This window comes from Brenneria salicis ATCC 15712 = DSM 30166 (genome assembly GCF_003315515.1).
In the GTDB taxonomy this organism is placed as follows: domain Bacteria; phylum Pseudomonadota; class Gammaproteobacteria; order Enterobacterales; family Enterobacteriaceae; genus Brenneria; species Brenneria salicis.
Window position 1 is genome coordinate 22,563 of the sequence record NZ_QNRY01000027.1, and the last position, 14,041, is coordinate 36,603.

13 protein-coding genes are annotated in these 14,041 nt (G+C 39.5%); all 13 read right to left on the reverse strand.

Annotated elements, in window-relative coordinates; translation table 11 throughout:
* Window positions 1-678: a YjbF family lipoprotein gene (locus DES54_RS12035; protein WP_113867692.1), complete on the reverse strand. Its 678-nt coding sequence runs from the start codon at window positions 676-678 to the stop codon at window positions 1-3.
* Window positions 679-753: 75 nt separating this feature from the next.
* Complete coding sequence (locus tag DES54_RS12040; RefSeq protein WP_113867694.1) at window positions 754-1,035, reverse strand: hypothetical protein; 282 nt, start codon at window positions 1,033-1,035, stop codon at window positions 754-756.
* Between the two features lie 525 nt (window positions 1,036-1,560).
* Window positions 1,561-2,967: an NADP-dependent phosphogluconate dehydrogenase gene (gene gnd, locus DES54_RS12045; RefSeq protein ID WP_113867696.1), complete on the reverse strand. Its 1,407-nt coding sequence runs from the start codon at window positions 2,965-2,967 to the stop codon at window positions 1,561-1,563.
* 174 nt (window positions 2,968-3,141) lie between these two features.
* Complete coding sequence (locus tag DES54_RS12050) at window positions 3,142-4,044, reverse strand: sugar phosphate nucleotidyltransferase (protein ID WP_113867698.1); 903 nt, start codon at window positions 4,042-4,044, stop codon at window positions 3,142-3,144.
* Between the two features lie 77 nt (window positions 4,045-4,121).
* On the reverse strand, window positions 4,122-5,288 hold the full coding sequence (locus DES54_RS12055; protein ID WP_113867700.1) for a nucleotide sugar dehydrogenase: 1,167 nt from the start codon (window positions 5,286-5,288) through the stop codon (window positions 4,122-4,124).
* A gap of 195 nt (window positions 5,289-5,483) precedes the next feature.
* Window positions 5,484-6,686, reverse strand: coding sequence for an O-antigen ligase family protein (locus DES54_RS12060; RefSeq protein WP_113867702.1), 1,203 nt, complete (start codon window positions 6,684-6,686; stop codon window positions 5,484-5,486).
* A gap of 51 nt (window positions 6,687-6,737) precedes the next feature.
* Window positions 6,738-7,661, reverse strand: a complete 924-nt coding sequence (locus DES54_RS12065) for a glycosyltransferase (protein WP_113867704.1) — start codon at window positions 7,659-7,661, stop codon at window positions 6,738-6,740.
* A 55-nt stretch (window positions 7,662-7,716) separates the two neighbouring features.
* Window positions 7,717-8,640 carry a glycosyltransferase gene (locus DES54_RS12070; RefSeq protein ID WP_113867706.1) on the reverse strand — a complete coding sequence of 308 codons (924 nt, stop codon included), beginning with the start codon at window positions 8,638-8,640 and terminating at the stop codon, window positions 7,717-7,719.
* A gap of 26 nt (window positions 8,641-8,666) precedes the next feature.
* Entirely contained in the window at window positions 8,667-9,665 is a 999-nt protein-coding gene (locus tag DES54_RS12075; RefSeq protein WP_113867708.1) for a WaaS/CpsH family glycosyltransferase, read from the reverse strand.
* Window positions 9,662-10,792: an NAD-dependent epimerase/dehydratase family protein gene (locus DES54_RS12080; protein WP_113867710.1), complete on the reverse strand. Its 1,131-nt coding sequence runs from the start codon at window positions 10,790-10,792 to the stop codon at window positions 9,662-9,664. Before DES54_RS12080 ends, DES54_RS12075 begins: the two co-directional genes overlap by 4 nt.
* 7 nt (window positions 10,793-10,799) lie before the next feature.
* Complete coding sequence (locus tag DES54_RS12085; RefSeq protein ID WP_113867712.1) at window positions 10,800-11,447, reverse strand: acyltransferase; 648 nt, start codon at window positions 11,445-11,447, stop codon at window positions 10,800-10,802.
* 21 nt (window positions 11,448-11,468) lie between these two features.
* Entirely contained in the window at window positions 11,469-12,719 is a 1,251-nt protein-coding gene (locus tag DES54_RS12090) for a glycosyltransferase family protein (protein WP_147247294.1), read from the reverse strand.
* Between the two features lie 18 nt (window positions 12,720-12,737).
* Window positions 12,738-13,973: an oligosaccharide flippase family protein gene (locus DES54_RS12095; RefSeq protein ID WP_113867716.1), complete on the reverse strand. Its 1,236-nt coding sequence runs from the start codon at window positions 13,971-13,973 to the stop codon at window positions 12,738-12,740.
* Window positions 13,974-14,041: the final 68 nt, after the last annotated feature.

Here is a 14,041-nt window from a genome sequence, read left to right on the forward strand (position 1 = left end):
TTATTGTACGTAGGGTTTTAATACGGTGAACTTTACCAGCGCCATATCCGGCCCCATATACTGATAGCTCTGCACAATCTGTCCATTAGACGGTTCAATCCAGTAGCTATTGGTGTAGCTTGCATTCAATGCCGGTACGGTAACCTGTTCATCAAAACGCGCCAATTCACGTGATTTATCCAGAATCGTTAACGTTTCCTTACCACGGGAACGAAATATCGACGTTACCTCATAGCCGCCCCGGAATACCTGCGCCCACTCAAAACGACTTTGCCACGTCATCGGCGTGGTTGATTTCAGCAATCCCAATGCCAGTGGATCCCGGTCAAGATTACTGACATTGGTAATGTCTTCACCAAATCCCTGGGTTTTAACCAACCGACCATGCTGCGTCACGATCATATTTTTATCCGCAGCGATCCATTTCAGTTGTTCCTGTTCGGCAAACGCCAGCACCACAAACGCCTGCGGCGCATCGCCAACTTTCACATAAGCGGAAGCATAAGGCGTATTTTCAACCTGCCTGGCGGTAACATAAGTATCATCCTGTCCAAGAAAGGCCAGCTCAGCGGTTTTGCTAAAGGCATCCATTTTTTGGGAACAACCGGCCAGGATAATTGAGGCGAGAGGTATGGCAATCAGCACATTCATTTTTGCCATGCTTTTTATTTTGGTCATTGAATGAAATTCCCGCTGAACAGCTTGACCCGGAAAAAGAAAGGCCACCGAAGTGGCCTTGTAATAGAAACGATATTAACCAGCAGTGCTGGTCGTCGTGCTCGTACCAGTGCTGCCATTGTCATCGTCATTGGCAACGGCAACAGCGATACCCGCAGCCACAGCCGCAGCGACACCCACAGTAATCAGACCAGTGGTGCCCGCAGCAGAGCTTGAGCCAGCGGCGCCGGCAGCGCCAGCGGTGGTGGTAACTGTCGTGGCGGAACCAGCAGCGGTTTCACTGGAAACACCATCAACAGCAAACGCATTTGACGACATGGCTAATACCGCAGCCAGTGTAATTAACGTTTTCTTCATAAGATTTCCTTTTTTGAACATGAAGTACTTCAGCAGGGTGGAGTATCGCCGATTCGACCATACCCCGTCCTTCATTTCGGTCAGACCAGGAACAGGAAAGCCTCTTTTCTACCCTTAGCCGGACCGAGACTGGGGTCCACCCAGTCGTGCATGGCAGTAAAAACCACCTCAAACCAAGAACTGAGACATATGCCCCAGAACAATTTGCGCAACACAGTTAAAAATAGCAAGATTCTGACACAATAGACAATGAAGATATCAGTACAAAAAGAAGCTTACTTAATTAGATTTACGAAAAGGAAAGAAAAAAAACGATAAAAATCCGAGCGATAACAACATAAAGCGCATACTCGGAACAATACCAGATATTTCCTAATCTGCTGTTTCAGGCTATTAATAAATTTGTTATTTATTTCATACGGGCCAGATTAGCTATTCCTGTCGTCATTTCCCGTCATTTTTCGCCCCTTCCGCCCTTTTCGTACCTGCACGGGAACGAATGAGGTGGAAGGAGAGCGGGCTAGATTATTCCAACCACTCGGAGTGGAATACGCCTTCTTTATCAGTGCGTTTGTAAGTGTGCGCACCGAAGTAGTCACGCTGGGCCTGAATCAGGTTAGCGGGCAATACCGCGGAGCGGTAGCTATCGTAATACGCAATGGCCGCGGAGAATGTCGGCGTCGGAATGCCTTGCTGAACCGCATAAGACACCACATCGCGCAATGCCTGCTGATAGTCATCAGCCACCTGCTTGAAGTAAGGCGCCAACAGCAAATTGGCGATATCGGCCTTCTGCTCATAGGCATCGGTAATTTTTTGCAGGAATTGCGCGCGAATGATGCAGCCGGCACGGAAAATCCTGGCAATCTCACCGTAGTTGAGGCCCCAGCCGTTCTCTTCAGATGCCGCTTTCAACTGCGAGAATCCCTGCGCATAAGAGACAATCTTGCCCAGATACAACGCGCGACGCACTTTCTCAATGAACTCAGATTTATCGCCGCTGAACGACTGCGCGGTTGGGCCGGTCAGCACGTTCGACGCCGCGACACGTTGATCTTTCAGAGAAGACAGATAGCGGGCAAAAACAGATTCGGTGATCAATGACAGCGGTTCGCCCAGATCCAGTGAACTTTGGCTGGTCCACTTGCCCGTACCTTTATTGGCCGCTTCATCCAGGATCACGTCAACCAGATATTTTCCTTCTTCGTCTTTTTTGGTGAAGATATCCGCGGTGATTTCGATCAAATAGCTGCTCAGTTCACCTTTATTCCATTCGGAGAAGGTTGCGGCCAGTTCGTCATTCCCCAGATTCAGCGCTTGCTTCAACAACGCATAAGCTTCGGCAATCAGCTGCATATCGCCGTATTCAATGCCGTTATGCACCATTTTCACATAGTGACCGGCGCCATCCGCGCCAATGTAAGCGACACAGGCTTCGCCCTCGGCGCGGGCAGCGATTTTTTCCAGGATCGGCGCAACCAGTTCATAAGCTTCTTTCTGACCGCCTGGCATGATGGAAGGCCCCTTCAGCGCGCCCTCCTCACCGCCGGAAACGCCCGTACCGATAAAGTTAAAGCCTTCGGCAGACAATTCACGGTTACGACGAATGGTATCTTTATAGAAGGTGTTGCCGCCATCGATAAGAATATCGCCCTTATCCAGATACGGTTTCAGGGATTCAATGGTTTTATCGGTCGCTGCTCCGGCTTTAACCATCAACAGAATGCGGCGCGGTTTTTCCAGGGATTCAACGAACTCTTCAACCGTGTAACACGGCACCAGTTTTTTGCCTGGATTTTCTGCAATCACTTCGTCAGTTTTATCTGAAGAGCGGTTAAAAATGGAAACGGTATAGCCACGGCTTTCGATGTTCAACGCCAGATTGCGCCCCATCACCGCCATACCCACAACGCCAATTTGCTGTTTGGACATTAAAGCAACTCCAGTCTGAAGGATAACCTGCCCGTGGCCGTTGCAAACCCAAGTAAGTTGCAAACCCGCAGGCAATTAAAAACAGGCCCACATGGTAACTCAGCTTACGGCAGGTGAATAGTGCCTCACAAGGCTACGTTATGCCTGCTCAGGCATAACGTAGATAATTACTCATCAACCCTGCTTTTTCAGCAGCGCCTTAATGCTTTCCCTGAAGTCCGCCCCCAACTCAGGATTACGCAATCCATAAGAAACGAACGCCTGCGCATAACCCAACTTGCGGCCACAGTTAAAGTTTTTACCCGCCATTTGCACGGCATCAACCCGCTGAGTTGAAATCAAATCAGCAATGGCATCAGTAAGCTGGATTCGTCCCCAGGCGCCGGGCACCGCTTTAGCCAGCAGCGGCCAGGCATCCGCCGTCAACACATAGCGGCCAACCGCGGAAAGATCCGAGCCGGTGGCCGAAGGCGCTTCAGGTTTTTCAATCATCGAGGTAATCGCAGACGCATCCCCTGCTTTGGTCAACTTGTCCGCGGTTTCAATCACCGAATATTCCGGCAACACTTCATAGGGTCGGTGCTTAACCAGAACCTGACTGCGCCCGGTTTCCTCAAAACGGGAAATCAGCAACGCCAGATTCTCTTTCGACTGATCGGCAGTGTATTCATCCAACACCACATCAGGCAGCACCACAACGAACGGCGAATCGCCGATAATGGGTCTGGCGCAGGACACCGCATGCCCTAATCCCAGCGTTTCTCCCTGACGGACATTCATGATAGTCACGCCTTTCGGACAGATGGATTGCACCTCGGCCAGCAACTGACGCTTGGCGCGCTCTTCCAACAGAGATTCAAGTTCAAACGAGGTGTCAAAATGGTTTTCGATAGCATTTTTGGACGCATGCGTCACCAGCACAATCTCGGTAATACCGGCGTTAACGCACTCGTTGACGATTTTTTCAATCACCGGGCGATCGACTATTGGCAACATCTCTTTAGGAATCGCTTTGGTCACCGGTAACAAATTCATCCCCAAACCCGCGACAGGGATAACTGCTTTCAATGCTGTCATGAATTGACTCTCTTTAATCTGATTGTTTCACCTGGCAGCGTAATCCCTCTACGCCACGCATGACTTTAAGATTACACCTAATCTGAACCAAAGAGATCTCGCGTATAGACTTTTTCTGAGACGTCGGAGAGTTCTGGTGCAGTTCGGTTGGAGATAATCACATCGGAGAGTTGCTTGAACTCAGCCAGGTCACGAATCACTCGCGAACGAAAAAAAGAATCCTCTTTAAGTTCAGGTTCGTAAACCACAACCTCAATACCTTTTGCCTTGATCCGTTTCATCACGCCCTGAATTGCAGAGGCACGAAAATTATCTGAACCTGATTTCATAACCAAACGATACACACCAACAATCTTAGGATTCTGACTAATAACGGAGTCAGCAATAAAATCTTTCCGAGTTCGATTCGCCTCAACAATAGCATTAATTAAATTGTTGGGGACACGCTCGTAATTAGCCAGTAACTGCTTGGTATCTTTGGGTAAACAGTAACCACCATAACCGAATGACGGATTATTATAATGATTGCCGATACGCGGATCTAAACCCACGCCTTCAATAATTTGTTTACTATCCAGACCATTAGTTTGCGCGTAGGTATCGAGTTCATTGAAATAGGCAACCCGCATTGCCAAATAGGTGTTGGTAAAAAGTTTAATTGCTTCGGCTTCTGTAGAGTCGGTATAAAGTACGGGTACATCTTTTTTTACAGCACCTTGCAGCAATAAGCCCGCAAACACTTCAGCACGTTTGGATCGCTCGCCGATGACAATACGAGAAGGATATAAATTGTCATACAGCGCTTTGCCTTCTCGCAGAAATTCAGGAGAAAAAATAATATTTTCTGAATTGAATTTCTGACGAAGCTGGTTGGTATATCCCACAGGAATGGTTGACTTAATGACAATAACAGCCTGAGAATTTATCGACAAAACATCCCGAATCACAGACACAACAGATTTCGTGTTAAAGTAATTTGTTTTTGGATCAAAATCTGTAGGGGTGGCGACGATGACGAATTCGGCATCTTGATAAGCTAAATATTTATCTGTGGTGGCCTGGAAAGTAAGATTTTTTGTTATTAAAAATTCATCGACTTCTTTATCAATGATAGGCGATTTTTTATGGTTTAATAAATTTACTTTATATTCAAGGATATCTAACGCAATAACTGAATTATGCTGGGCTAACAACATTGCATTAGACAAACCGACATAACCCGTACCAGCTATCGCTATTTTCATTATGACTTTTCCATTTTAAAGAAAGATTGACTCAGTTTGCTAGTTAGTTGATGGCGATACCAAAATTTGGTACTAAAGAAAGGAGGATAGATCGTTCTGACTAAAGACTTACAGAAAAAAATTTTATCTCAGTCCATACAATGCATCAGTTGCATAAAATCATTTACTGATGCATTCATACGGATTAATTATCTGTTATTTAATAATATTAGCCTGTATTTTTTCACTAATATGTGAATATCGCGCACAAAAAAATAAAATAATACCGCCAGATGCGCCAAATAAAAATGGATTAAACGAACCACCCGCCATCCATAACGCAAACATGATAAGCCCAATAATTAAATTACTAACATTTAATCGACCGGACAGCAATTCTGGAGTCAGAAAACTTCCAAGCAACATTCCGCAAAGGATCAGGAAACCAATTGCACCGAGCGACATAATCATAGATAAAGATTGGTTTTCATAAAGATACTTGACATCATAAGATCTAATCATGTTTGGAAGGTAATAACCAATCCCGTAGCCAAAAAAAGGTTTATTTTCAATAGCTGTGAAAATTGCATTAATCTGTAAAGTTCTACTCATATCAGAGGCACTATTGAGCATCGAATCCATACGAGCGTTCAAAATAGAATTTATCACCTCTCCAAGAGGTGTCATAAAATAAATAAAAAATGAAATAACTAAGACTACAACAGACGAATACAACCAAGATTTAAATCGACCATTAAGTAAAAAACTAAGGAGAACCAGGAAGACAGCCTCAGCCCAAAAATATCTAGACATCGTTAACAACACTGAAGATAATAATAGAGCCAATGTCAAGATATTTGAAATTTTCACTTTTGTATTTAACATTTCATGAACACAAAAATAAATAATAAATGGTGTTATAGCATCCATAGGGATCTGAATTCTGACAACATTGCTATCTTCCACGCCTAACGTCATCATATCTACTCCCCAAACTTCAGAGATGCTGCGTATGATATCCATTGGATTTGTACCCGTAGCGATAGCAAAAACTAGTATCAGAATTTTAATAACAGCTATAAATATAAAACCAAACCGTAGTGATTTATAAACAGTATAGTCACCATTCTTATTGACAATACAAAATGAAACGAGAAAAAAAAGAACAATTAAAGATAAAAGAATATCCTTAGCTTGTCCTAAAACCAACCCCGTACTATTCCCCTGAACTAAAGAGTATAAACAAGCAAGTAAAATAAAAAAAATAAACAAATAAATCTTTTTTATGAAAAAATAAAAACCAGACTTATTAAAAAAATAATATAAAGCGACAAAAAACACAAAAAAAGGGCTTCTTGCTAAAATCAGATAAATTGCAAATTTTGGAATAGCTAGCCCATTTCTGCTAATTATTCTCATAAATACCTCAGCCTAAATCATCAAGAACAATCATAATGATAAATTATAGTGCTACATAAACACGTATAGGCCTACCGTGCGTATAAGACCAGCACTTTTTACCCCATGTTTTAACGCGCTGTATCTGCGTTTTAATGGATTCATCTTATGTAACCCAGAGTATACTTGCAAAAAATTTTTTTCTTTTGGCGACAGTTCACCATTAAATCGATTTAGAAACGCCTCAGCCTGTTTTTGCGTGCTAATAATATTTTTATGAAGATTAGATTTTAATACTTTTTTAAAAATAAACAAGAGATCAAAATTGAGTGCCCCAACCTCATTCGATGAATGCTGTCGATATATCATCGCCGGCTTATCGATATAATAAATCTTGCCAAAACATGCGGCAACCAGCATAATCCACCAGTCATGCATTATAATTTCTTGGGGCGTATTTCTAAGCAAGCGAAGCAAGGAGACGTTAAATAAAAATGTACAACCTTGTCCAGAATTTTTTACCACCAACCGTTCAAAGCATAGACCGGCATCCACATCTAATGCCGATGAATGAACAAAAGAATTATTTTTCACGTTTAAATTTTCATCAGAAATGATAGAGTCAGTGAAAACCAGACAGGGTGTATCTATCCCAAACTCACTTTCCATCTCTTTTATTTTTAAAATTGAATCGTGAATTTTATCGTCAAACCAAAAATCATCCTGATCTGCTAACATAAAATATTCAGCATCTTCCTCTACATGATTCAGTAACCAGGAAAAATTATTCTTGGCACTTCCTAAACGATCTTTGTGAACAATCAACTCTATATCAGGAGAGTGCAAGTTTCTGACAATGTGCTCTGTTTTATCGGAGGACTGATCAAGACTGATCACCACCTTAAGATCATCTATATGGTTCGCAGATAGAATACTTTTTAATTGCTGCTCGATGTACTTCTCACCATTGTATGCTGCCAAAAGGACTTTTATCATAATTAATCTCTATATTACATGGTCAATAAATGCGTTCAACAATTAGCCATAGATATTATTTCCTTTTCCAAAATCCTTTATGCATACTCATTTTAACCACAAGACTTTCAGGAATTTTCGTATACTGTTGACCTAATTTATAACCCAATATCTTCAGAAAATTATGAATTAATGCTCGCGGGATCCATAATAGATTGCCATTTGATAGATACTTTATCTCAGAAAAGATAAATTTCATTCCTTCACCACCGACACCGCCGAACTGATCTCCAATCCATGAATGATCATGATGAAAAACACCGATATCAAAATAGCGTTTGAACTCCTCAACAGGAGTATAGTTATGAGAATGACGCACCTCAGAATCAGCCACATAAGCTATTTTATAGCCAGCCGAAACCGCCTTCGCTGCTAAATACATATCCTCGCTAAGGATGGTATTAGTCGGAAATCCACCTAACGCTTTTAAAATAGATAAACGGTAAGCAGCAAAAGAGTTAGAAGTAAAAACCGTCTTGATACCTAAAATTTTTTTTGAAGATAGATCACTGGTATAGCTTTCTTTTTTATAATTAAAATATCTTGCATGCGCAGCTAATGGATTCGCATCAAGGTGAGGCAACTGACGACCATAAGCGATTGCGATTTGAGGATCGAAAAACACCCCCACAATCTTTTCAAGTGCGTCAGTTCTATTTAAAATAGCATCTTGTGTCAAGAAAATAACAATGGCATCATTTTCCTCCGACAGATCAAGAACCATGTTTCTTGTACCACCGTGATTAAAATCTTTCTTATGTATCTTAATCACGTTAAAGTCATTTTGCTCTGCATCTTCCCTGGTAGAATCAGACGACTCAGAATCTACAATCTGTAATAATGCTGGCTTAATACTTTGTACTTTTAATGAACGTAACAGTTCGTGCCATAACGCCGTTGAAGAAGCATTATAAGTAGGAATAAATACTAAAGTATCCAAGTTATCACCATACAAAGTAATCGTTATTAATTAGCATTAAAAAAAACGTCGTCTAACCATTTATCCATAGAATAAATTTCTTTTACATTTTTAGAATAAGCTTTGATATCTCCCACCAAAAATTTAAAATCAATAACAGGATTATCCATCTCTATGACATTGATCATTTCAGGATCAAAAAAATCATAATTAGTAATATCTTTTCCCGTGGTAATTATCTTCTTCTGAAACCCGATAGATTCTATAGCACGCATCGTCAAACCAGTTTGATCCGGATGCGGCAAATCCAAAATACATTTAGATTGATTATTTAACAGAATAACTTCCTTATATGAAAGCTGTCTTAAATGCACGCCTTGAGATTGGCCTTTAAACCATAACTTTACCCAGGTGGGTATATTGGTGATTAAGAATACATGCATCCTCAAACCATGTTCTTTAGCTTGTTTTTGCAAAAGACGAACCTGAGCCAGACGTGATGAATGCATTAACCCCACAAACAGCAAGTCATATTTATAAGGATCATCGCTATCTCTACGAGTGGCTAAATTCTCTCCGCTTACTGCACGATAAAATAATGGCCTGAATTTTATCATTGGATATATTTCTACATCTTTTCTATCGAAAGATAATATCCTGTCAAAGAACTTAAATTTATCGATAACACCTGGAAAACGCTTTAGAGAATCCCATTGATACATGATAAACTCACTATCTGGCAAATAATCCCTTAGATTCTTTATAAACGAATAACTACAATCATTTGCTTTGATAATAAGAACTTTATCATATTTCTTATTTTTTACTTTCTTTAAAATTTTCTTTTCATGGAGCGATTGTAAAAAATTGACAACAGGAGAAAATTTAGCCAATAAACCGCCCCACGGACGGGTAAATAAAGGAAGAGGGCGCTCCGTTAACGCCGTGACCTGCCCTCCTTGCTCTTTAATGCGGTTAACGATCTCTTTTTCATAATCGTAGAAACCAATACCTATGAATAACACACTGAGACCGGAAAAACTCATTTATATAGTCCTTTTTCCTTCATTTCCCTAATGCTTGTTTCATAGCTATCAACTTGTGTTTCCTGGGTTAAAACCCAATCAACAAATTTTTGAATTCCTTGTTCAAAGTTTACAGAAGGCGTAAAATCAAGAACTTTTTTTATGATAGTCAAATCAGCAATATTATGTCTGATATCACCAACTCTGAAATTACCCGTTGTTTTAACCGTTACATCAGAACCATAAGCTTTAACCAGGGTGTTTGCCACCGTGGTAACATCTGTTGACACACCAGCACCAACATTAAACACATGACCTGCTGCCGCAGGATTTTCGATGCCAGCAATCGTCGCTTTGACTACATCATCAATGTAAACAAAATCCCGACTTTCAAGACCATCTTCAAAAATAAAAATATCGTTATTATTTCGAATTCGCGTTGAGAATATAGACAGAATTCCGGTATAAGGGTTAGAAAGGGACTGGCCTGGTCCATATACATTTTGATAGCGGAAAGCCACGGCAGGAACATTCAACGCCTTACCTGCGGCCAAAACAAGCTGCTCTTGAGTTTGCTTTGTAATACCATAAATAGAGGATGGATGAAGCTTGCTACTTTCATTTGTAGGAAGCATTTCAACGTTCTTAGCGCATATTGGACATTTAACCTCGAAATCCCCCTTCTCCATGTGTTCCGCACTACGAGATTCAGGATAGACTTCACCGCACGAATGACAGTGATAGCGACCTTCGCCATAAATCGCCCTTGATGACGCCACGACAATACGCGAAACATCATGAGGCTCATTTGCCAACAGATCTAAAAGAATACCGGTTCCACCCACGTTGACATCGGTATATTGCTGGATTTGGTACATCGACTGACCCGTTCCGGTTTCCGCCGCTAAATGGACAACACAATCCTGCCCCTTAAGCGCGGTACGCCAATCATCTTTGGAACGTACATCACCACGAATAAACGTTACCTTATCTGCGATACTTTTATAAAGAGGCGAATCATCACTATGAATTTGAGGTGATAAATTATCCAGAACAGTAACACTCCATCCCTTCTTAATCAATGCAAGCGCTAAATTGGAACCGATGAACCCCGCCCCTCCGGAAATAAGTACATTACGATTTGACATAGATAATTTACTCCTTATTTTTTTCAACAGTAAGCCAAGTCTGCGTTACTGGATCGTACTTTTTAATAATTCTTGCTGGTATGCCGGCAATGACACAACCAGAGGGAAAATGTCCTTTGACAACGGCGTTAGCACCGACAATACAATGGTCTCCGAGTATTGTTCCCGATAGAATGCGGGCTCCTGCGCCAATGAAGCAAGAAGAACCTATCGTTATTGGGCTATAATTCAGTTGTTGCTCAAGAACATTTGTATCAAAAATTTTATAACCATGATCCGTGTCATTGATCATCACATTCAATGAGATCGTAACATCATGTCCAATTTTCAAATCACCTGCGGAAATAATATGGCAATTTTGTTGAAGGCTTACATTATTACCTAAACTGATCAATGGTAAAAACGATGTATTACCATATTGATTAATACCTTCAATTCTTGAACCATGCCATATCAGCACATTATGACCAACTGAAAGATATTCAGGCGTCCAAAATAATGGTTTAAATATAGTAACCTTACTACCACAAGACTTTAAACGAAAACGATAAAACAAGTTAGTATAAAGTCCATTAAATAAAAAACTGAGTGACTGAAGTTTTCTTGAAAGTGGCATATCACAAAATGATTTTATTTTTTTTCGTACCCTCACCATGTAGTCACCTCAATAGTATATTCAAGAAATGATAGAACTTTGTATTGCATCACGATAATTATTTATCTTATAACCAGAGATATACTTAAGGCGATTCTCTACTCTTTCCCAAAATTCTTGTGTACACATAGCTTCGCTAAACTTAATTATTGTTTCAGATAAGCTATTCTCATCATAGAACTCGTCATCAAGAACATTAATGCTTCCATCAGCGTCCTCATCTATAAAGCGCAAGCTTACACAGTTATTCATATAGCTATCATAATATGCAGTACTATTATAAGATATGGTCATATCATAATCCCTATGCTCAAGAAGGGATTTAATTGTCCCACTTTTACATAATGAAAATCCATGATCCCCCAAAAAACACTCATAGTCAGTTATCTGTAATGAAGGATGCATTTTGATTTCAGCATGTATATTAGGATTTTTTTTTCTTACAGAAGAAATTATATCGAGAATACGTATATTATTTTTATGAAACATATACCTGGATAATAAGACCAGAATTCTTAACTCATCCGAAGGTTTACGCTTTTCTAAAACTTTTGGTTGACTAGGGTAGCCAGCAACGATAATTTTTTCGACAGGAATCCCATAATCTATAAATTCATTTTTCGTATACTCTCCCCAGCAAAGAAGCTTATCAGAAATAATATTTTCATAACAAATAGCATCAATTGTTTTATTTTTGAAGAAAAAATAGAGTCCATGCTGAAGAGTAAATGTAGGGATATTATTGCCTTGAAAGTAAAGATCCATTACCGCTTCATTAACATGTGAACTACAAAATGACACATATGCACCCAATACAGGTTTTTTATTTTTCTCTAACTCATCAATATAGTTCATTAAATAAGTAAAAGAAGCCGAAAACATAATTTTTTCTTTAAAAGTAAGTCCCTTACCCTTACGAAAAATATGCTTTAAAGAATTAATTATATTAGAAAAGTTTATTTTTAAAACTCTCCGATTCTCATTCAGATCAATGATTTCACCCGGAGCTTGCAATTGAACATAATGTAACAAATCATAATAATCCTTACGATGATAGCTACCCATAGAATAGAGAATATCATTCTTACTTAAATGTGGAATACTGATTTTTCTAGAGGCAAAAAAGTTAAAAAAACTTTTCAAGTTTAACTTTTTTAAGTTATAAGAAGCAGAAGCAATTTCTACAGATAAAATATTATGTAGAGGATACCCTCTATAAAATAGAGATATATTTTTTTTGTATTCCTTATATTTTTCAAATTTATCTTGCACCACTTCCCCTCCATCTGCTTATCTCTGATTACAATCTTTTTTCAAGATCACAAAGGATTTATATGCGCGTAAAATAAAAACCGCCAACTCAGAAGAAAATGTCAATAATGCAATATATAAGGCTGCAACATGTCCAGTAGTATACAGTAGCGCTAATCCTATAGAATATAAAGAAGCACCAAACATAAGCGTCTGATTGGCTACTTTATGAAATCCCACGCTACCTAATAATGGGAAGCCGAGAAATGATGATGGAACAACAAAAAGACAAGTTATCATAAATATTTTAACCAAAATTACAGCCGAACCAAACCCATCCCCTACATACCAGTATATAACCTGATCAACCCATCCCCATAATAGGGCACATGCTATAATTGCAACGCTTAAAACTGCACTGCAAGTTATAAGTAAAAAACGAACTTCTTTTCTAAAAACCATAAAAGGATAAAATGCCTGGGTCACAGCAGCAATTGCCATTTGTCCTAATTTATAAAATTGATCGGCAACTGCATATACAGCAGCTTCGCTGGTTCCAGCCACACGAGAGACAATAAATACTGAGGCTTGCGTATACATTGCAACCATAACCCTGGGAGCATAGAACCCCATAGCATTCCGCAACAAATCCTTAATATCTTCATAATTAAAGGAGGAGAATGTATATCCACGCGCTTTTCCATAGAAGATAGAAAAAAGCATACAAATTACGGCGGATAGGCCAAATGAATAAGTCACAATATAAAAATCTTCGGACGAATGAACGTAAAAATATACAATTGCCAACATGACTAACTTACTCAAGACGGTGGCTATCGTGATTACCTTTAATGCCTCCATTCCCTGAAATAACCAGTTAGGCTGTAAAGATGTGGCGACAAGGAATAACCAGAATGGAATAGTATAACTTATAAAATGATTGTGAGGTGTTAACAAAAAGAATACAAAAAAACTTAATATTAAAATCGGTGCTTTAATTATATATGAAACAGATAATAATTTTCCTACGTAAGAGCGATTATCCCTATTTTCAGAAACCTCTTTTATTAAATAAAAAGCCATTCCCAAGTCAACTACAACAAAAGCAAAGCTTGAAAGTGATACGCCAGAGACATAAAGCCCATACTCATCCTTAGTCAACCTGTTAATTAACAGAGGAGTCAATATTACACCAACAACTATAGAACTGGCTTGAGTTATAATTGTTGCTATTATATTAAAAAAAAGATTAAGCTTTGGATGAATATTACTCATGAGTTAATATTATCTTTATCGTGGTTATTGATTGAATAGAATACTTATGGATGGTTTATTGCAAAATA

Coding starts and splice junctions, on each gene's coding strand:
- DES54_RS12035 (WP_113867692.1), bottom strand. CDS start 678: ATGACCAAAATAAAAAGCATGGCAAAAATGAATGTGCTGATTGCCATA.
- DES54_RS12040 (WP_113867694.1), bottom strand. CDS start 1,035: ATGAAGAAAACGTTAATTACACTGGCTGCGGTATTAGCCATGTCGTCA.
- gnd (WP_113867696.1), bottom strand. CDS start 2,967: ATGTCCAAACAGCAAATTGGCGTTGTGGGTATGGCGGTGATGGGGCGC.
- DES54_RS12050 (WP_113867698.1), bottom strand. CDS start 4,044: ATGACAGCATTGAAAGCAGTTATCCCTGTCGCGGGTTTGGGGATGAAT.
- DES54_RS12055 (WP_113867700.1), bottom strand. CDS start 5,288: ATGAAAATAGCGATAGCTGGTACGGGTTATGTCGGTTTGTCTAATGCA.
- DES54_RS12060 (WP_113867702.1), bottom strand. CDS start 6,686: ATGAGAATAATTAGCAGAAATGGGCTAGCTATTCCAAAATTTGCAATT.
- DES54_RS12065 (WP_113867704.1), bottom strand. CDS start 7,661: ATGATAAAAGTCCTTTTGGCAGCATACAATGGTGAGAAGTACATCGAG.
- DES54_RS12075 (WP_113867708.1), bottom strand. CDS start 9,665: ATGAGTTTTTCCGGTCTCAGTGTGTTATTCATAGGTATTGGTTTCTAC.
- DES54_RS12080 (WP_113867710.1), bottom strand. CDS start 10,792: ATGTCAAATCGTAATGTACTTATTTCCGGAGGGGCGGGGTTCATCGGT.
- DES54_RS12085 (WP_113867712.1), bottom strand. CDS start 11,447: ATGGTGAGGGTACGAAAAAAAATAAAATCATTTTGTGATATGCCACTT.
- DES54_RS12095 (WP_113867716.1), bottom strand. CDS start 13,973: ATGAGTAATATTCATCCAAAGCTTAATCTTTTTTTTAATATAATAGCA.